The 18,960-nt window shown below is 71.5% G+C and carries 14 protein-coding genes; 10 read left to right on the forward strand and 4 right to left on the reverse strand.

All coding sequences use genetic code 11. The features are described from left to right. Positions 1-10: 10 nt before the first annotated feature. The 6 genes from GTY56_RS07435 (at position 11) to GTY56_RS07460 (ending at position 7,477) form a co-directional block, all read left to right on the forward strand. On the forward strand, positions 11-979 hold the full coding sequence (locus GTY56_RS07435; RefSeq protein WP_161363706.1) for a carbohydrate ABC transporter permease: 969 nt from the start codon (positions 11-13) through the stop codon (positions 977-979). Next, entirely contained in the window at positions 976-1,857 is an 882-nt protein-coding gene (locus GTY56_RS07440; RefSeq protein WP_161363708.1) for an ABC transporter permease subunit, read from the forward strand. The genes GTY56_RS07435 and GTY56_RS07440 overlap by 4 nt, the downstream gene beginning before the upstream one ends. 12 nt (positions 1,858-1,869) lie before the next feature. Then, positions 1,870-4,743, forward strand: a complete 2,874-nt coding sequence (locus GTY56_RS07445) for a glycoside hydrolase family 2 TIM barrel-domain containing protein (protein ID WP_161363710.1) — start codon at positions 1,870-1,872, stop codon at positions 4,741-4,743. A 125-nt stretch (positions 4,744-4,868) separates the two neighbouring features. Beyond that, entirely contained in the window at positions 4,869-5,864 is a 996-nt protein-coding gene (locus GTY56_RS07450) for an ABC transporter ATP-binding protein (RefSeq protein WP_161363712.1), read from the forward strand. 1 nt (position 5,865) lies between these two features. After that, positions 5,866-6,669 (forward strand): ABC-2 family transporter protein, encoded by an 804-nt coding sequence (locus GTY56_RS07455; RefSeq protein ID WP_161363714.1) that lies wholly within the window; start codon positions 5,866-5,868, stop codon positions 6,667-6,669. Between the two features lies 1 nt (position 6,670). Beyond that, entirely contained in the window at positions 6,671-7,477 is an 807-nt protein-coding gene (locus tag GTY56_RS07460) for an ABC transporter permease (RefSeq protein WP_161363716.1), read from the forward strand. On the opposite strand, the gene GTY56_RS07465 is transcribed toward GTY56_RS07460, so the two are convergent. Beyond that, on the reverse strand, positions 7,467-8,759 hold the full coding sequence (locus GTY56_RS07465; RefSeq protein WP_161363718.1) for an MFS transporter: 1,293 nt from the start codon (positions 8,757-8,759) through the stop codon (positions 7,467-7,469). The two genes, GTY56_RS07460 and GTY56_RS07465, sit on opposite strands and share 11 nt — an antisense overlap. Positions 8,760-9,013: 254 nt before the next feature. Between GTY56_RS07465 and GTY56_RS07470 the strand changes: the two genes are divergently transcribed. From GTY56_RS07470 to GTY56_RS07485, 4 genes are all read left to right on the forward strand, one after another. After that, positions 9,014-9,424 carry a nucleotidyltransferase domain-containing protein gene (locus GTY56_RS07470; RefSeq protein ID WP_161363720.1) on the forward strand — a complete coding sequence of 137 codons (411 nt, stop codon included), beginning with the start codon at positions 9,014-9,016 and terminating at the stop codon, positions 9,422-9,424. Between the two features lie 82 nt (positions 9,425-9,506). Further along, positions 9,507-10,370, forward strand: a complete 864-nt coding sequence (locus GTY56_RS07475; protein ID WP_161363722.1) for an alpha/beta hydrolase — start codon at positions 9,507-9,509, stop codon at positions 10,368-10,370. Beyond that, the gene (locus tag GTY56_RS41085) at positions 10,367-14,464 is read left to right on the forward strand and encodes a caspase family protein (RefSeq protein WP_161363724.1); all 4,098 of its coding nucleotides are present in this window, start codon (positions 10,367-10,369) and stop codon (positions 14,462-14,464) included. The genes GTY56_RS07475 and GTY56_RS41085 overlap by 4 nt, the downstream gene beginning before the upstream one ends. Before the next feature lie 13 nt (positions 14,465-14,477). Further along, positions 14,478-15,086 carry a TetR/AcrR family transcriptional regulator gene (locus GTY56_RS07485; protein ID WP_161363726.1) on the forward strand — a complete coding sequence of 203 codons (609 nt, stop codon included), beginning with the start codon at positions 14,478-14,480 and terminating at the stop codon, positions 15,084-15,086. A 116-nt stretch (positions 15,087-15,202) separates the two neighbouring features. Here the strand turns inward: GTY56_RS07485 and GTY56_RS07490 are convergent, their stop codons facing one another. The 3 genes from GTY56_RS07490 to GTY56_RS07500 all read right to left on the reverse strand — a co-directional run bounded on the left by GTY56_RS07490 (position 15,203) and on the right by GTY56_RS07500 (position 18,907). Further along, positions 15,203-16,024, reverse strand: a complete 822-nt coding sequence (locus GTY56_RS07490) for an isocitrate lyase/PEP mutase family protein (RefSeq protein ID WP_161363728.1) — start codon at positions 16,022-16,024, stop codon at positions 15,203-15,205. Between the two features lie 77 nt (positions 16,025-16,101). Next, positions 16,102-17,784 carry a DUF2264 domain-containing protein gene (locus tag GTY56_RS07495; protein ID WP_161363730.1) on the reverse strand — a complete coding sequence of 561 codons (1,683 nt, stop codon included), beginning with the start codon at positions 17,782-17,784 and terminating at the stop codon, positions 16,102-16,104. Between the two features lie 79 nt (positions 17,785-17,863). Then, positions 17,864-18,907 carry a GDSL-type esterase/lipase family protein gene (locus tag GTY56_RS07500; RefSeq protein ID WP_161363732.1) on the reverse strand — a complete coding sequence of 348 codons (1,044 nt, stop codon included), beginning with the start codon at positions 18,905-18,907 and terminating at the stop codon, positions 17,864-17,866. Positions 18,908-18,960: the final 53 nt, after the last annotated feature.

The raw sequence follows: 18,960 nt of genomic DNA on the forward strand, positions 1-18,960 counted from the left end.
GGATCTCGACATGTCGACCACCACCACGCGCGGGGTCGCCAAGAACCCCGCCCCGGCCAAGGTCTCCAAGGACCGGCCGCGGCGGGGCCTCAGGGCGAACAGCACCTTCAACTTCTGGCTCTTCACCGGGCCCTTCCTCATCGGCCTGGTGATCTTCGTCTTCGTGCCCATCGGCTGGAGCATCTGGCTCAGCTTCTTCGAGGCACGCTTCACCGTCACACCCAGCCAGTTCGTCGGCTTCGAAAACTACGCGGCGATCCTGCAGGACGAGGATTTCCGGAACTCCCTCGTCACGTTCACCGTGTTCGCCGCATTCATCGTGCCCGCCACCTGGGCCCTCTCGCTGGGCCTGGCTCTGCTGGTCAACCGGTTGCGGTTCATGCGGGCGTTCGCCCGGTCGGTGTTCTTCCTTCCGACCGCCGTCAGCTATGTCGCCGCCTCGCTGATCTGGAAGATGTCCATCTTCAACGGCGTCCGTTTCGGCCTCGCCAACACCGTTCTCAGCTGGTTCGGCATCGAGAACATCGCCTGGCTGTCCAGCCCAGATCCGCCCTGGTACTGGCTGGTCATCGTGACCGTCCGCCTGTGGCTCCAGTCGGGCTTCTACATGATCCTCTTCATCGCGGCGCTGCAGAACATCCCGCGGGAGCTGTACGAGGCGGCCTCCCTCGACGGCGCCAAGCCGGGCTGGCAGACCTTCCGGCACATCACACTGCCCCAGCTGCGGGCGACCTCGACCGCGGTGATCCTGCTCCTGCTCGTCGCCGCCTACCAGGCCTTCGACGAGTTCTTCAACCTGCTGCCCAAGGCCACGTGGGGCCAGCCGCCGCTGGTGGAGCTCTACAAGATGGCCCTCGGCGAGAACCAGAACTACGGCGCGGGCAGCGCGGGCGCGGTCGTCCTGACCCTGCTCATCTGCGCCGTGACCCTGCTCCAGGGCAAGATCATGGGCTTCGGAAGGGGTGAGGAGTCCAAGTGACCATCACAGCACCCGACATCGACAAGGCCGCGAAGCCGGTCAAGGTCAAGCGCGGCGGAGTCATCGGGAACACCGGTCTGTACATCGCGACCGGCGTCGCCACCCTCCTGTTCCTGATCCCCTTCTACCTGATCGTCCGCAACGCCTTGATGACGGACCCGGAGATCACGGGCGAGGAGTGGAAGTGGTTCCCCACCGCCATCCAGTGGGGCAACATCACCGAACCCTTCAACGACGTCACCGTCGACTTCGCCCGGTCCCTGTGGAACTCCGTCGTCGTCGCCGTCCTGCACACCGCCGGCATCCTGCTGATCTGCTCGATGGCCGGGTACGGCCTCGCCCGCATCCCGTACAAGCACGCCAACAAGGTGTTCTACGCCGTCCTGGCGACGCTGATGGTTCCCACAGCGGTCACCTTCGTGCCGAGCTTCGTTCTGGTCTCGTCCCTCGGCTGGGTGGACAGTTACCGGGGTCTGATCATCCCGGGCCTCTTCAGTGGTTTCACCTGCTTCCTGTTCCGGCAGTACTTCCTCGGATTCCCCAAGGAGCTGGAGGAGGCGGCGCGCGTGGACGGGCTCGGCTACTGGGGCGCGTACTGGCGGGTCGTCGTACCCAACTCGCTGAACTTCTTCGCGGCCATCGCCACGATCACCTTCATCAACGGCTGGAACGCCTTCCTGTGGCCCCTGGTCATCGGACAGGATCCGAGTGCCTGGACAGTCCAGGTGGCGCTGTCGTCGTATATGACGAACCAGACCGTCAACTACCACCTGATCTTCATGGCCACCGCCATCTCGATCCTGCCCCTGATCTTCGTCTTCCTCTTCCTCCAGCGCTGGCTGGTGCAGGGGATCGCACAGACCGGCATCAAGGGCTGAGCTAGGAGACCGATGTCTTTCCGCACGACCCCATCCGTCGACTACGTCGAGGACGTCTCCCCGGGCAGCGGTGCCCTGCCGCCCCGTGCCTGGTACGCGTCCTCGGACGCGCGGTCCCTGTCGCTGAACGGCAGCTGGCGGTTCCGGCTGTCCGCCACGGCCGGCGCCGAGGACGACTCGTTCGCCGAAGAGGGTTACGACGCCGGGAACTGGGCCGAGGTCACGGTCCCCGGGCACTGGGTCCTCCAGGGCGACGGGGCGTTCGGCTCCCCGATCTACACCAACCACCTGTACCCCTTCCCGGTGGACCCGCCGTACGTCCCGACGGAGAACCCGACCGGTGACCACCTGCGTGTCTTCGACCTGCCGTCCGACTGGCCGTCGGACGGCGGGGCGGTGCTGCGCTTCGACGGGGTCGAGTCCTGCGCCCGCGTCTGGCTGAACGGCACCGAGCTCGGCGAGTTCAAGGGCTCCCGCCTCGCGCACGAGTTCACGGTCGGTGAGCTGCTGAAGCCGGGGAGCAACGTGCTCGCGGTGCGCGTGCACCAGTGGTCGGCGGGGTCGTACCTGGAGGACCAGGACCAGTGGTGGCTGCCGGGCATCTTCCGTGACGTGACGCTGCTGCACCGCCCGGCGGGCAGCGTCGCCGACTTCTTCGTGCACGCCTCCTACGACCACACCACCGGCGAGGGCACTCTGCGCGTCGACTCCGATGTCCACGGGCGGGTGCTCGTCCCGGCCCTGGACATCGATGTCGCCACCGGCGAGCCGGTGACGGTGGCCGTGGAGCCCTGGACGGCCGAGACGCCGAGGCTCTACGACGGCGTGCTGGCCACGGACGGGGAGCGGGTGCCGCTGCGGATCGGTTTCCGGACGGTCGTCCTGGAGGACGGGCTCGTCAAGGTCAACGGCACGGCGGTCCTCTTCAAGGGCGTCAACCGGCACGAGTGGCACCCCGAGCGGGGCCGCGCGCTCGACCTGGAGACCATGCGCGAGGACGTGCTGCTGATGAAGCGGCACAACCTCAACGCCGTGCGCACCTCGCACTACCCGCCGCACCCGGCCTTTCTCGACCTGTGCGACGAGTACGGCCTGTGGGTCATCGACGAGTGCGACCTGGAGACCCACGGTTTCACCGAGCAGGACTGGCGGGACAACCCGGTCGACGACGACCGCTGGACCCCGGCCCTGCTGGACCGCGCCGCGCGCATGGTCGAGCGGGACAAGAACCACCCGTCGATCGTGTTCTGGTCGCTGGGCAACGAGGCCGGCACCGGCCGCGGCCTGACCGCCATGGCCGAGTGGATCCACGACCGTGACCCCGAGCGGCTGGTGCACTACGAGGGCGACTGGAACTGCCGCGACACGGACGTGTACTCGCGGATGTACGCCTTCCACGACGAGGTCGAGAAGATCGGGCAGCAGCTCGACGGCGGCACCCACAAGCGCCGCGAGCTGCCCTTCATCCAGTGCGAGTACGCGCACGCCATGGGCAACGGCCCCGGCGGGCTCGCCGACTACCAGGAGCTGTTCGAGAAGTACGACCGGCTTCAGGGCGGGTTCATCTGGGAGTGGATCGACCACGGCGTCAAGCACGCCGAGCTGGGCTACGCCTACGGCGGTGACTTCGGCGAGGAGCTGCACGACGGCAACTTCGTCTGCGACGGACTGGTCTTCCCGGACCGGACGCCGTCGCCGGGCCTGATCGAGTACAAGAAGGTCATCGAGCCCGTCCGGATCGAGGGCGACGGCGCCAACGGCATCGTGCACGTCACCAACAAGCAGGACTTCGCCGATCTGTCGGCGCTGGCCTTCGAGTGGTCGTGCCAGGTGGACGGCGAGACCGTCGAGTCGGGTTCGCTCGCGGTGCCGGCGCTCGCGCCGGGCGGGAGCGCCGAGGTCAAGCTGCCCGAGCCGCCCGCGGACGGCCGGGGTGGCGAACGGCAGTGGACGGTGCGGGCGCTGCTCGCGGACGACACGTCCTGGGCTCCGAAGGGCCACGTCGTGGCCTGGGGCCAGTTCGCCGTGGGGGCACGGCCGCTGCCGTCCTTCCCCGCGAACGACCGGCCCGTGGTCGAGGAGGGCCGGATCACGCTGGGCCCGGCCGGGTTCGACGCCCGCACCGGTGCGCTGCTCTCGGTCGGCGGGGTGGAGGTCGGCGCGACGCCGCGGCTGGACGTGTGGCGGGCGCCGACCGACAACGACGACGGTGCCGAGTGGCAGACGGACACCCGCTACGGGGTGCTGTGGCGCACGCTCGGCCTGCACCGGATGCGGCACCGCCTCGTCTCGGTCGAGGCGGGCGACGACGCGCTGACGGTGCGGACCCGGGTGGCGCCCGCGGCCCGCGAGGTGGGCCTCGACACGGTGTACCGCTGGACGTCCGACGGCGAGCGGCTGCGGCTGAACGTGTCCGTGACCCCGGAGGGCGACTGGACGGTGCCGCTGCCGCGGCTCGGCGTCCGTTTCGGGCTGCCGGAGGCGGACCGGGTGGAGTGGTTCGGCGGCGGTCCCGGCGAGGCGTACCCGGACAGCAAGGCGGCGTCCATGATCGGACGTTGGCGGTCGACGGTGGACCGGCTCCAGACGCCGTACGTCCGCCCGCAGGAGAACGGCGCCCGTGCCGACGTCCGGTGGGTGGAGCTCGGCGGTCTGAGGATCGAGGGCGACCCGGAGTTCTGGTTCACTGCGCGGCGCTGGACGACCGAGCAGCTGGACGCCGCGCGGCACCGTACCGACCTCGCGGCCGGTGACACGGTGTGGGTCAACCTCGACCACGGGCTGCACGGCATCGGTTCGCAGTCCTGCGGCCCGGGCCCGCTGCCGCAGTACTTCCTGAAGGCGGAGCCGGTGGAGTTCTCGTTCGTGTTCTCGACCACCAGGTAAGAAACTGATTAATCGATTGACCGATTGATCGACATTCCGAGAGTGTCGGGATGTCATTCGCGGCCGGTCGGCCCTCGTGCCGACCGGCCGCTGCTGCGTTCGCCGCGAGGGAGTTGGTGGGTCAGTTGAGTGTCGCCATCGAGGTCCGAGGACTGTCCCGAACCTTCCACACCACCGTCCGCCGCCCCGGCTTCGCGGGCGCCGTCCGGTCCCTGGTCAACCCCGAGCGGGTGGCCAAGCAGGCCGTCTCCGACATCACCTTCGACGTGGCCGCGGGCGAACTCCTCGCCCTGCTCGGGCCGAACGGCGCCGGCAAGTCCACCACCATCAAGATCCTCACCGGCATCCTCACGCCCACGTCCGGCGAGGCCCGGGTCGCGGGCGTGGTGCCGTACCGGGAACGGGAGCGCAACGCGCGCAACGTCGGGGCGGTGTTCGGGCAGCGCACCCAGCTGTGGTGGGACCTGCCGGTGCGCGAGTCGTTCGCGATCCTGCGGGACATCTACGAGGTGCCGAAGGCCGAACACGCCGCCCGCCTCAAGGAGTTCGACGACATCCTGGAGCTGTCGTCGTTCTGGGACACCCGGGTCCGCCATCTCTCGCTCGGCCAGCGGGTGCGCAGCGATCTGGCCGCCGCCCTGCTGCACGACCCGCCGGTGGTGTTCCTCGACGAGCCGACCATCGGCATGGACGTGGTGGTGAAGGAGCAGGTGCGGGAGTTCCTGCGGCACCAGGTGGAGCAGCGCGGGCGGACCGTGCTGCTGACCACGCACGACATGACGGAGGTCGAGCGCCTCGCCGAGCGGGTCGTGCTGGTCAACCACGGCCGGCTGATGCTGGACGGCTCGCTCGACGAGATCCGCCGCACGTTCGGCTCGACGTGGCAGGTGCGGGCCACCCTGGCCGATCCGCACGCCGAGGTCGTCCCGCCGCCGGGCACCGCGCTGCTGCGGCACGCGGGCGCGCAGGTCGTCTTCGGGCCCGACGGGCCCGCCGCGCTCACCGTCCAGCAGGCGCTGAAGGCGGTGATCGAGCGGTTCGAGGTGACGGACATCGCCCTAGACGAGGCGGACCTAGAGGACGTGATGCGGGCCGCGTACGCGCACGCCGGGGAGGTCTGACATGGCCGTGCTCCATGCCTGGCGCGCCGCCCGCGTCACCCCGCTCGGCGAGCTGAACGCACCGCCCCGGATGACCGCCGTCGCCCTCCGGCTGGCCGTGCAGGTGGTGCTGGTCTGGTCGTTGTGGCGGGGCCTGTACGCGCAGACCGGCACGACCGCGGGGCTGAGCCGCGACCAGGCGGTCACCTACGCCGTGCTGGCCGTGCTGGCGTCCCGGCTGCGGGAGCTGGACCAGTACGCGGGCCGCGACACGGTCTTGCAGCACATGCACTTCGGCACCATCGTCTACTGGTACCTGCGGCCGCTGCCGCCGCAGCGCTACTACGCCCTGCGGGCCGCCGGCGAGCAGCTGTACGGGCTGGCGTGGGCGCTGACCGGGTACCTGATCTGCCTGGCCGCGGGCGTCGTCGAACCGCCCGCGTCGGCCGGCGCGGCCGGGGTGTTCGTGCTCAGCATGCTGCTGGGCCAGTGGGTCCTGTACTACGTCATGCTGGTGCTGGACCAGTTGTGCTTCTGGACGGTCCGCAACACCGCCGCGATGCTCATCCTGATGTTCGCCCAGAACCTGCTGTCCGGGGTGTACGCACCGCTGTGGTTCTTCCCGGACTGGTTCGTGACGATGAGCGCGTTCCTCCCCTTCCAGGCCACGCTGAGTGTGCCGCTGTCGCTGTACGTGGGGCGCATTCCCCTGTCCGACGCGGGGTTCCAGCTGTCCGTGCAGGCAGCCTGGGTCGCGGTGCTGGCGCTGTTCACCCGGTTGCTGTGGCGGCGGGCCGCCCGGCGCGTGATCTCGCAGGGAGGCTGAGATGTCGCTCAAGGCTCTGCGGATCGTGTGGCGCGTGACGGCGCTCAACTTCCGCGCGCAGATGGAGTACCGCACCGAGTTCCTGCTGATGATCGCGATCGGCGCGATCTGGCAGGTGTCGGTGATCGTGTTCGCCACGGTGCTGCTGTCGCGGTTCGCCGGGATGGGCGGCTGGGACAGCTCCGACGTGCTGCTGATCCCGGCGACGCGGATGCTGGCGCACGGGCTGTTCGTGCTGTTCCTGGGGCGCATGCACTGGGCCGGCCGGCAGGTCCAGGAAGGCCGTATCGACATCTACCTGATGCGTCCGATGCCGGTCCACCGTCAGGTGCAGCTGGCGTTCTTCCCGACCAACGCCATCGGTGACCTGACGGTCGCGGCGGGCCTGATGGTGGGCGCGCTCTCCCGCAGCGACCTGGACTGGACGACGGGCCGCGTGGGCTACCTCGTCGCGGCCGTGCTCGGCGGGATGCTGCTGGAGGCCGCCCTGTTCACGGTCGTGGCCAGCGCGTCCCTGCGCTTCCCGGCCGCCGACATGTGGGGCCGCTGGCTGGAGGAACTCCTCGGCACCTTCGGCAGCTACCCGTTGAACGTCCTGCCCAGGGCGGTGGGCGGTTTCCTCACCTACGGCCTGCCGCTCGCGTTCGTCGCGTACTTCCCGGCGGCGGTCCTGACGGGCCACGGCCACTCGACCGGCGTCCCGTACTGGGTGGCGGCGGCCTCACCCCTGCTGGGGCTGCTGGCGTACCTGGCGGCGCGGATGCTGTGGCGGTGGAGCCTGCGGCACTACAGCGGGATCAACGGCTGACGGTCCGGCCGGCGCCCCGGATCGGGGTGAGCAGGCCCGTGGCGGCCAGGGCGACGCAGGTCGCCCCGGCCACCAGGGCGACCGGGGTCGTGCCCTGCTCCTCCGCGGCCCAGGTCAGGACGGCCGCGCCGATGGGCGCCGCCGCGTACTGGAGGGTCCAGAAGGCGGAGGTGACGCGGCCCAGGAGGTGTTCGGGGGTGACCTCCTGGCGCAGCGACATCGAGCAGGTGCCCGCCATGCCGGCGCAGGCCAGGAAAGCGGCGCTCAGGGCCGCGACGACGGGGACGTCGCGGGCCCAGCCGAGACCGGCGAAGGCCAGGCCGCACACGGCGACGGAGCCGGTCCACGTCGGGCCGAAGCCGAACCGGCGGCGGACCCGGGCCACCAGCAGGGCGCCGGTGATGGCGCCGAGCGCGCCGACCGCCATGACCGTGCCGACCGTGCGGTCGTCATGGCCGAGGTCGTGCTTGAGGTGGTAGATGACCAGGTCGTTCAGGCCGAGAGTGAGGAAGCTGAAGCCGAACAGCAGGGCGGTGAGGGAGCGCAGCACGGGATGGCCGCGGAGGAAGGCGACACCGGTGCGCAGGTCCTGCCAGAGGCCGGTACGGCTGTCCTGCCGGTCGTCGGGGGCGTGTTTGCGGAAGCGGACGAAGAGCAGGCAGGTGGCGGAGAGCCCGAAGCTGACAGCGTCCACGCCCACGGCCGCCGCCGGTCCTGACCAGGCGGCGACCAGACCGGCGCACAGCGGGCCGAGGACGCCCGCTGCGGCGGCCGTGGCGTTCAACCGCCCGTTGGCTTCCGTGAGTTGCCCGGTGCCGACCAGCGCGCGCACGACCGTGACGTAGCCGACCGCGAACAGCATGCCGACGGCTTCGCACAGCGGCAGCACCACGTACAGCAGCCAGAGCTGCGGGCCGAACAGCCACACCAGCGGGATCAGCCCGTAGAGCACCAGGCGTACCAGGTCGCAGGCGATGAGCAGCCGGCGCCGGTCCACCCGGTCCACGACCGCCCCGGCGAACACCGCCGCCACGACCGCCGCCGCCCCTCCCACGGCCGTCAGCAGGCCCATCCGCGCGACCGATCCGGTGGCCTCCAGCACCAGCAGGGGCAGGGCGATCAGGGCGAAGGAGTCGCCGAGCACCGAGAGGGTCTGTGCGGCCCAGAAGATCCCGAAGTCGCGTTGCCGCCACAGCGGGCGCGGGTCGGACGGCGCGTCGGCGGACGGGCTGCCGGCTGAGCTGCCGGGTTCGTCCTCTCGCCGCGCCGCCCCGTGCGTCATGCCGCCTCCCCCGCGCCCCGAACTGCGTCCTCCCGGCCACCCTACGACTGTCGGACGGACGGGAGGACCGCCAACTTCCTTTCACAGGCGCCAGGTTGCCCGACGACCTGAATCCGCCGGCCCGGACGGGCAGCCTCGGGACCGTGACGTGATCTCTCGGGCGGCGCACCCCGGCGCCGCAGATGCGAACCGATCCGTCTCCGCGGCCGCCGCCCGCGCGTGCGCCGCGGACGTTTCCGCATGGAGAGATCGTCATGGTGCGCGACAGCTACGCCCCCGTCCCCGGCCGGACCCCCGAGGAGACGCTGCACGCCTTCATCTCCCGGGCGACCGCCGATCCCGGCGTCGTCGGGCTCGTCCTCAGCGGCTCCCGGGTGCACGCCGGTATGCCGACGGTCCACTCCGACTACGACCTGCACGTCGTCGTGCGCGACGAGGGCGTGCGCAACAAGTACCTGCGGTGGGAGCTGGAGCGGCAGCCGTTGGGGGACCCCCGGTGGGACGCGGACCGGCTCCTGCCGGCCCTGTGGCGCATCCTGGCCGACGGGGACCCGCCCACCCGGCGGGCCCTGTTCGCCGGTGTCGAGGAGGCGGCGCGCCGGGCCGGTCACGACGAGGTCCTGGACGCGTGGGGCACGGACCTGGGGCTCCTGCGTCCCCGGTGACGGCAAACGGCTCCGCCGGTCCGTGCCCCGTACTACGCTCGGTCCCTCTGCACTGCGCTGACGGACACCGGGGGAACGGGCGATGGCACGGGTCGTGGTGGTGCACGGGATCGGGCACGAGTGGTCGGGGTCGGCACTGATGGGCCGGGACGTCGTCCCGGCCCTGCGTGACGGCGTACGGCACGGCTCGGGGCTGCGGCTCACCGAGGACGACGTCGCCTGCGCGTTCTACGGCAATGTCTTCTTCGAAGAGGGCACCCGCGGCCTCGGCGTGCCGCCCTGGGACGAGCACGACGTCGAAGACGGTTTCGAAGCGGAGTTGCTCACGGCGTGGTGGGAGGCCGCCGCGGCCACCGACCCGGCGGTCACGGCCCCGGACGAGCCCGGCACCCGCGCGATCCCGGGCACGGGACGGCTGCTGTCCCGGCGGGTCCGCTCCGCGCTGGACGCGCTGTCGGGGTCCCGGTTCTTCGGCACGTACTCCGACCGCATGATGGTGCTCGCCCTGAAGCAGGTGCGGCGGTACATGAACGAGCCCGTCGTCTGGCAGGAGGCCCGGGCCCGGGTGGCGGAGGAGATCGGCCCCGACACGCGCGTGGTCGTCGCGCACTCGCTGGGTTCGGTGGTGGCGTACGAGGCACTGTGCGAGCACCCCGAGTGGCCGGTCACCGACCTGGTGACGGTCGGCTCCCCGCTCGGCCTGTCCCTGATCTTCAACCGCCTGAGCCCGCTGCCGGAGGAGGGCCGGGGGGCCTGGCCGGGCGGCGTCCGGCGCTGGACCAACCTGACCGACCCGGGCGACGTGGTGGCGGTCGTCCACCGACTCGCCCCGCGCTTCGGTGCGGTGGCGGACGAGTCCCTCGACAACGGCCTCAAGCCGCACAGCCTGCTGCGCTACCTGACGGCCCACAAGACGGGCCGGGCGGTCGCGGAGGGGCTGCTGTGACCGGCCCGGGGGCCGGGAGGCGGTTCCTGATCTCGGTCGGTGTCGGTGTGTACAAGGACTCCGGCGTTCCGGACCTGCCGGGAGCGGTGCCGGACGCGGACCGGGTGGCGGCGCTGCTCGCGCCCATGGGGTACACGCGGGTCCTGGAGGACCTGTCCCGCAACCCTTCCCGCAACGCGCTGGTCGAAGGCCTGGACGAGTGGGCCCTGGAGACGGGGCTGGGCGCCGACGACGTCGTGGTCGTCTACTTCGCGGGCCACGGCCAGAAGAACGGCCCGAAGCACCACCTGCTGTGCGCGAACCACCGCCCGGGCCTGTGGTCGTCCACGGCCGTCAAGAGCGACGACTTCGCCGAGCCCCTCGTGCAGAGCGACGTCGGCCATCTGCTGGTCGTCCTCGACACCTGCTTCGCGAGCGCCGGCACGGAAAGCGTCGCGACGCTCGCGGCGCAGCTCACGGACCGGCGGCGCGGCAGTGCCCAGCGCGCGGTGCTGGCCGCGGCCCGCGGGAAGGAACTGGCGAAGGAGAACAAGTTCGTCGACGCCCTGGCCCGGGTGCTGGCCAAGCCGCAGGCGGGACCGTCCCAGCGGTACCTGAGTGTGCGGGAGGTGACCGCGCGGATCAACGAGCTGCTCGACTCCCCGACCCAGCACGCGAGTCACTCCGTCGTCGACAGCGCGGGCCAGGATCCGTTCTTCGACAACCGGCTGTACGTACCGGCGACGGAGCGGGACGGGCTGGACCTCGCCGTCCTCGCCCGGTTGCGCAAGCGCCACGAGGGCCATTACGGGCCGCGTGGACGGGGTCTGGAGCACGCGGGCGAGCGGGGCAGCTACTTCACCGGCAGGATCCCCGCGCTGTCCTCCCTGGCGGGCTGGCTCAGGGCACCGCACGACCGTAAGGCCAGAGTCGTCACAGGTGATCCGGGCTCAGGCAAGTCCGCACTGCTCGGCCGCTTCCTGGAACTGACCGACGCGGAGCACGCGGCCCGCACGACGTATCCGGGCGCCGGCTGGCTGCCGCCGCCGGGCATGAACGTCATACGCCTCTGGGCGCGCCGGGTCACGGGCACGGACCTGGTCCGCGACCTGGGGGCGGCCCTCGCCCTGCCGGACGCGGAACGGGACGAACTCCTCAAGGCGCTGGGCGAACGCACGGACCCGGTGACCGTTGTGATCGACTCCCTCGATGAGGCCGGCACGGCGGGCGACCAGTCGGAGGGACGGCGCATCGCCCGCGAGCTGCTCCAGCCGCTGTCCGCCATGCCCGCGGTGCGTCTGCTGATCGGCACCCGCCGCAACCTGATCCCCGCCCTGGGCCACGCGGTCGAGGTCATCGACCTGGACGCCGACGAGCACGCGCACGAGGCGGTGACGGAGTACGCGCACGCGGTCCTGCTGGACGCGCACGACCCGGACAGCCTCTCCCCGTACCGGGATGACCCCGTGCTCGCCCGGACGGTCGCCTCCGGCATCGCGGCCCAGGCCGGGCGTTCCTTCCTCGTGGCCCGGATGAACGCGCGGGCACTGGTGCACCGGCAGGAGATCGTCGACACGTCGGCGGACGGCTGGGAGCGGTCCCTGCCGGGGGACGCGCGCGAGGCGTTCGCGGCGTACCTGGACCGTTTCGGGGCGGAACGGCAGCGGGTCGTACGCCTGCTGCGGCCCCTGGCGTACGCACAGGGCGAGGGGCTGCCGTGGTCGACGGTCTGGGCGCCCCTGGCCGAGGCGCTGTCCGGAACGGCCTGCACCAACGACGACCTGGACTGGCTGTTCGAGAACGCCGGGTCGTACATCACGGAGTCGGACAACGGTTCCGGGTCGGTGTACCGGCTGTACCACGAGACGATGGCGGAGTACCTGCGGGTGCCCAGCAGGGCGGCGGAGCACCACCGGGCCGTCGCGACGGGGCTGGCCGCTCTGGTGCCGGCCGATCCGATCGCCGGGGAGCGGGACTGGGCCACGGCCCACCCGTACATCCTCACGCACCTGGCCAGCCACGCGGCGGCCGGAGGCATCCTGGACCAGTTGCTCACCGACGCGGAGTACTTGGTGCACGCGCACCCGGCGTCACTGCTGCGCGCACTGGACTCGGCAGGCGGTGAGCAGGGGCGGCGGGTCGCCTCGGTCTACCGGGCGTCGGCGCATCTGCTGCCGCGGCTGACGATCGAGAACCGGCGGGACGTGTTGTCGGTGGACGCGGCCCGGTACGGGTGGGGGGAGTTGTCACAGCGGCTGGCCCGGGGCCGCCCGTGGCGGGTGCGGTGGGCCACCGGAGGGCTGGTGCATCCGGCGCACCGGCGGACGGTGGCCGTGGGGAGGCCTGGCGTCCACGCACTGGGTCAGATCGGCATCGACGGCCGGCCGCATGTTCTCACCCGGGGCAGTGCGAAGGTGGAGCTGTGGGACCTCCGGACCGGGGAGTGCACGCTCACGCTGACTGAACCGGAGGTGGCCATGGCCGTCTGCGGTGTCACGCTGAACCGACGTCCCCACGCCCTCATCAGCGACGGCCAAGGGACCGTACGCCTGTGGGATCTGCACACCGGCGAGCCCGTCCGCACCTTGGAGGGCCACTACGCAGCCGTCCAGACCATCGACGGTATCGACATCGACGGCCGACCGCACGCCCTCACCGGCAGTCTGGACGAGACCGCGCGCCTGTGGGACCTGAGCACCGGGGAATGCAAGCTGGTGCTCGAGACAGCGAACGCCATCGTGCGGGTGTGCGGCACCAATGCCGGCGACCGGCCCCAGGTCTTCACCCAGGATTTCCGCGGGAACGCAGCCACATGGGACCTGCACACGGGAGAGCGCACTCTCGTTCTCGCCGGTTTCGGCGGCGCGACGTGCGTCTTGACCGTCGACGGCGGCGCTCACGTCCTCACCGCCAGCGGCGCTCAGGTGCACCTCTGGGACCTGCGCACCGGGGTGTGTGTCCGCTCCCTCTCGGGACATACCCGCTCCGTACGCGCCGTCTGCGGCATCATCATCGATGATCATCCGCACGCCCTCACCGGCGGTGACGACGAATCGGTACGACTCTGGGACCTCAGGACCGGGGAATGCAGGCTGGTCCTCACCGGGCACACGAACTTCGTGCAGTCTCTGTGTGCTTCGGACATGGACGGGCGCCCTCACGCCATTTCCACCGGGTACGACGGGACACTCCGTCTCTGGGACCTGACCAGCACCGACACGGTCCCGTCCCGCGACTGGCACACCGACTGGATCACCGACATCACGGCAGTCGTGCGGGACGTTCCCTCGCACGTTCTGACCGGCAGTTACGACGGGTCGGTTCGCCTCTGGAGAACCGACACCGGTGAGTGCGTCAACGTGTTGGCACTGCTGGATCGGGGGGAGGCCGTCGGCTGCGTCATCGTCGATGAGCGACCCCACGCCCTCACGGTCGACGAGGGCGGCACCACGCACCTCTGGGACGCGCGAACGGGACAGCAGGTGCGCAGCTTCAGCGGAGGATCCGGCGAACTCAGCGGCGACGACGTCCTCGCCGTCGACGGCCGTCCTCACCTGGTAACCGCCTCTTCCTTTGACGGCACCGTCACGCTGTGGGACGTGAGTTCCGGAGAGTGCTCGCAGACCTTCCAGACCGATGACCCAAACGTCGAGCGCATCGTCGGTGTGGTGATCGGCGATCAGCCTCACGCGCTCACCACCGCCTACAGCCCCGACGTACGCCTGTGGGACTTCCGTACCGGACAGTGCGTGCGCGTCCTCACAGGGCATACCGCCTCCGTGGAGTTGATGTGCCGCATCACCCTCGACAACCGCCCCCACCTGCTCACCGCCAGCCACGATCACATCGTGCGCCTGTGGGACCTCCACACCGGAGAAACCGTTCTCCGCCTCACCGGACACAGCGCCCCGATCCACACGATCAGTGGTGTCACTCTCGACGGCGAGCCTCACGCCCTCACCGCCGCCGACGACCACACCGCCCGCTTGTGGAACCTCCGCACCGGTGAGTGTGTCGAGACCATCGGCCTCCCTCTCGTCGCCACCGCCGCCACCGCCGTCGACAATCAGCTCATCATCTGTTTCGCCAACGACATGGCCCTCTTCGAGAGGTAACCCCGAACTCCCCATGCCCAGAGCCGGTCTCACCCCCGAGCGTCTCGTCGCGGCCGCAGCCGATCTCGCCGACGAGGCCGGTTTCGAGCACGTCACCCTGTCCGCGCTGGCCCGCCGTTTCGGGGTCAAGGACGCGAGTCTGTACACCCACGTGCGGAGCCTGAAGGATCTGCGGACCCGTATGGCCCTGCTGGCCGGTGGCGAGATGATCGACCGGATCGCGGAGGCGGTCGAGGGGCGGGAGGCCGGCCGGGACACGCTGGGCGCCTTCGCCGCCGCCTACCGGGCCTACGCCCTGGAGCACCCCGGCCGCTACGCCGCGACACAGATCCGCATCGACCGGGAACTCGTCACCGGCTCTCCCGCGCTGCGCCGCACGGCCGACGTCACCTACGGCATGCTCCGCGCCTACGGCCTGGAGGAACCCGACCTCACCGATGCCGTGCGCCTGCTGCGCAGCACCTTCCACGGCTACTGCGCCCTGGAGTCCACCGGCGCCTTCGGCGCGGCTCGTGACGTGCAGGCGTCCTGGGACCGGGCGATCGACGCCCTGCACGTACTGCTCCTGAACTGGCCCCGCCAGAGGACGACGGACCTTGCCCGACCGCACCCGATCCGGTGACGGGGCCGGTGTCATAGCCGAGCTCTACCCCCTCGGCGCCGGCCCCTGGGCCATGGTCCCCGTCGCTGGTCGCCGTCCTCGACGCGTGGGACCGGGCGAGCGGCCGTCGGCTGGATTCACTCCGCCGTCGGCACCGGCCCGGCCGCGCGGCCGGGCACGGCCAACCCCGCCACCTCGTCGTACGACGGAGTCGGCCCCGTCGGCGTCCGGCCGGCTCTGAGGTCCGCCGCCGTCTCCAGGGCCGCGCCCAGCGCCCGCCGGTACAGCAGCGAGCCGAGGCTGACGCGGCGGACGCCGAGGACGGCGAGGCGGGCGAGGGGCGGGCCGCCGGGCGAGTAGAGGACGTTGAGGGGCACCTCCAGGTGGCGCACCAGGGTCTCGATGCCGCGCGGATCCGTGAGGCCGGGCACGAACACCCCGTCCGCGCCCGCCTGCTGGTAGGCGTCGAGGCGCGCGAGGGTGCCGTCGCCGTCGCCCAGCCAGTGGGTGTCCGTGCGGGCGTTGACGAACAGGCCGGGCGCGGCCCGCTTGACCGCCGTGATCTTCGCCGCGTGCCGGGCGGCCGGTCCGAGGCCGTCTTCGAGGTTGATGCCGAGCGCTCCGACCGCGTACAGCTCCCGCGCGAACTCCGCCACCTCGTCCGGGTCGTCGCTGAATCCGCCTTCCGCGTCGACGGACAGCAGGAACGGCTCGGACCCGAGGGCGACGGCGAGCCGCAGTGTCTCCTCCCGGGTCGCCGCCGCCCCGTCGGGCAGACCGGCCGCCGCGGCGACGCCCAGGCTCGTCGTCCCGATCGCCGGGAAGCCCTGCCCCGCCAGGGCCCGGGCGGATGCGTGATCCCAGGCGTTCGGCAGGAGCAGGGGCTCCCCGGCACGGTGGAGGCCGGCGAAGTCGGTCGCGGCCTTGTCGGACGGTGTCTGCTGCAGTTCTGCGGTCATGCCGCCATGGTGGGCCCGGTTCGCTTCGGCGCGGGCCGAACCACGGCGGCCGCGGGGCCGGCCTCGCCGCGATGACCTCAGCCGACCTGCACGCCGGATCCGTCCAGCCGGACCCGAACCTCGCTCCCCGTAGTCCAGCGGACCGTCAACTCCCCGTCCCCGGAAGCGATCACTGCGACGGTTTCCGGCAGGGGGACGGCGTCCGTGTCGGCGGTGAGCCGGGCCAGGGCGACGAACAGGGTGGAATCCCCGGCGGTGACGCCGGTGAGGTCGTCGTCGAGGCCGACCGCGGGGAGCAGTTCCGCCCGGAGACCGTCCGGCGCGTTCCAGCCGGTCACGCGGACCGCCGTCCCCGGCTCCGCCCCGGCGACCAGATGCGCACGCACCTCCACCGCCCCGTGCGCCAGCACCACGCTCGTCACCCGGGCTCCCCCGCCCGCCGTGTGCCGGGACGCCGCCCAGCCCTCGCCCGCGCCGAGCGGTTCGATGCCGGTGCGGCTCGGGTCGCCGGCGACCAGGACGCTGTTGTCGTACGTGTCCGCCGGCGTGGTCACGGTGGAGTACGCCAGCCGCGTGTAGTACGGGTCGTAGCGGACGTCCTCGCTGCCGTGGTTGTGGAGGCGCACCACACCGTCGGAACGGGTGGACTGGAGCAGCCAGTTGGGCGGGCCGACGGGGGCGACGAAGTCCGCTCGTTCGGCGGGGGCGGGTTGCTCGGGTGCCGTCCAGACCTCGTGGTCCGGCGGCAGGAGCAGGCCGAGGAAGCCCTTGCTCGCCCAGTACGGCGAGGCCGGGCCCGAGTAGCCCTGGAGGACGGACTCGTCGGGGCCGTGCCAGCCGAGGGTGAGCAGGCCCCGGTCGTCCACCGCGTTCCGGTCGAGGAAGTACTTCAGCGCGCCGGAGGCCAGCCGCCGGGTCTCGCCGGGCGGCAGGGGCGTACGGCCGGCCAGCGCGCCCAGCCAGAGCGGGGCGGTGGTGGCGAAGCGGTACGTCAGGGAGCGCCCCTGGTGCAGGGGCGCGCCGTCGCCGCCGAACAGGCGGGCGTAGTCGCCCAGGTGCCGGGAGAGGCGGTCGCCGTACAGGGCGAGCAGTCGTTCGTCCTGCTCCAGCCAGGCGTGCAGCACCGGATAGAGGTGCATCGCCCAGCCGTTGTAGTAGTCGTACTTGCGGCCGTCGCCGTCGGTGTACCAGCCGTCGCCGACGTACCACTGCTCGATGCGTTCCAGGCCGCGGTCGATCGCCGCGCGGGAGGCGTCCGGCTCGTAACCGATGTCGGCGAGGAAGCCGCCCACCGTGACCGGGAACAGTTCCCAGTTGCAGGGCCAGGGCTCCGCCGTGAGGGCGTCGCCCAGCCAGGCGGCCGTCCGCCGGCGTACGCCGTCGTCGAGGCGGTCCCAGAGCAGGTCCCGGGTCAGGCGGAGGGCCAGGGCGATGGAGGCCGCCTCCACCAGGGGCTGGCTGCGGTCCTCGATGCGGGGCCAGACGCCCGAGACGCCGGCGGCGAGGCCGGTCGCGTAGCGTTCCAGGGCCTTCTCGTCGCGGCGGAAGGCGGCGAGCAGCAGGGTGCGGGCGTAGCCCTCCAGGCCGTCGGAGAGGCGCCCCGACCAGCTGGCCCGGTCGCCGGGCAGGTGGTAGAGCGCCCGGTCCTCGCTCGCGTACGGCTCCACGGCGGTGAGCAGGGAGTCGGCCGCCGCCTCCCAGTGGGCGCGGGTGTAGCCGGTGAACGGGGACGTCGTGCGGTCGTCGGGAGGCAGCTGCATCGGGTGTCTTTCGTGCTGGGGCCGGTAAATGCGGATCGGACCTGGAGCGCCCCGGTTCCGGTCGGGGCGCCCCAGGGGTTCAACCCACCCTCACCTTGCCCTTGGGCACCAGATGCCGGGTGACGAGTTCATCGCGGACCAGGGCGGCGTAGGCCGCCGCACCGCGCACGGAGGTGTGCGTGTTGTCCCGCGCCTCGTTGGTGAGATACAGCGCCTTGGAGCTTTCCACGCCGAGGGACTCCACCAGCGCCTTGGTCTTCGCGGTGAGGTCGATCAGCGGAACGCCGTGCGCCGCTGAGACCGAGCGGATGACGGCCGGGTGGTCGACACCGAGGCCGTTGACCAGGAGCGCGGTTCCGTTGTTCAGCGTGCCGTCGGAGTTGAACCAGCGCCGCACGATGGGAGTGACAAGGACCGGCTGTCCGCCCCGTTCCCGGACGCCCGCGACCAGGGTCTCCAGGTTGGCCCGGTAGGTGGCCTCGTCCGTGGTCTTGTCGTTGTGCGCGAGCTGGACGAGCACCGAATCGCCGGGGCGGATCAGGGGCCGTACGGTGGCCCACAGCTTCGGGTTCCCCAGATACGAGACCGTACTCTCCCCGGAATCGGCGTAGTTGGCGACAGACACCCCTTCGCGGAGGTACTGGGGCAGCTGCTGGCCCCAGCCGGAGTACGGGTCGCCGGGCTGGTCGCAGACGGTGGAGTCGCCGACCAGGAAGATCTGTCGGGTGTGCCGGGCCCGCTTGACCTCGATCCCGGCGAGGGCCGGGGCGGAGCCGCCGATCCGCAGGTCGAGGCCGGGGGTTCCGGCCGGGCCGGTGGGCTCGCCCTCGGGGGTGCGGACGTTCACCGTGAAGCTGCGGGTGACGTGCTCGCCGGCCGGGACGGCCGTCTCCGGCAGCAGGGAGCGGCGGGTCTCACCGCTGACGCTCGTGCCGGACGCCGCCTGCCCGCCGAGGGTGACCCGTACGTCGTAGGTGCCGGGCGGGACGTCGAAGTGGCAGGTGCCGGCCGCGCAGTGGGCGAGGCCGCGGCCGCCGTTCTCCCCGTCGGCGTGGGCGGGTAGGGACGACAGCGCGGTCCCCAGGGTCACCGCTGCCACGACGGCGATGCTGAAACGTCTCACTCGGGCTCCTCCCAGCGCACGACAAGACCTGGAGGGGGACCGTACCCCTCAGG

Source organism: Streptomyces sp. SID5643, from assembly GCF_009872555.1.
Lineage (GTDB): Bacteria > Actinomycetota > Actinomycetes > Streptomycetales > Streptomycetaceae > Streptomyces > Streptomyces iakyrus.

What these genes read in the sequence shown, in the direction of transcription:
- GTY56_RS07495 (WP_161363730.1), bottom strand. Translation starts at nt 17,784, where the DNA reads ATGCAGCTGCCTCCCGACGACCGCACGACGTCCCCGTTCACCGGCTAC.
- GTY56_RS07455 (WP_161363714.1), top strand. Translation starts at nt 5,866, where the DNA reads ATGGCCGTGCTCCATGCCTGGCGCGCCGCCCGCGTCACCCCGCTCGGC.
- GTY56_RS07490 (WP_161363728.1), bottom strand. Translation starts at nt 16,024, where the DNA reads ATGACCGCAGAACTGCAGCAGACACCGTCCGACAAGGCCGCGACCGAC.
- GTY56_RS07485 (WP_161363726.1), top strand. Translation starts at nt 14,478, where the DNA reads ATGCCCAGAGCCGGTCTCACCCCCGAGCGTCTCGTCGCGGCCGCAGCC.
- GTY56_RS07445 (WP_161363710.1), top strand. Translation starts at nt 1,870, where the DNA reads ATGTCTTTCCGCACGACCCCATCCGTCGACTACGTCGAGGACGTCTCC.
- GTY56_RS07475 (WP_161363722.1), top strand. Translation starts at nt 9,507, where the DNA reads ATGGCACGGGTCGTGGTGGTGCACGGGATCGGGCACGAGTGGTCGGGG.
- GTY56_RS07435 (WP_161363706.1), top strand. Translation starts at nt 11, where the DNA reads ATGTCGACCACCACCACGCGCGGGGTCGCCAAGAACCCCGCCCCGGCC.
- GTY56_RS07470 (WP_161363720.1), top strand. Translation starts at nt 9,014, where the DNA reads ATGGTGCGCGACAGCTACGCCCCCGTCCCCGGCCGGACCCCCGAGGAG.
- GTY56_RS07465 (WP_161363718.1), bottom strand. Translation starts at nt 8,759, where the DNA reads ATGACGCACGGGGCGGCGCGGCGAGAGGACGAACCCGGCAGCTCAGCC.
- GTY56_RS07460 (WP_161363716.1), top strand. Translation starts at nt 6,671, where the DNA reads ATGTCGCTCAAGGCTCTGCGGATCGTGTGGCGCGTGACGGCGCTCAAC.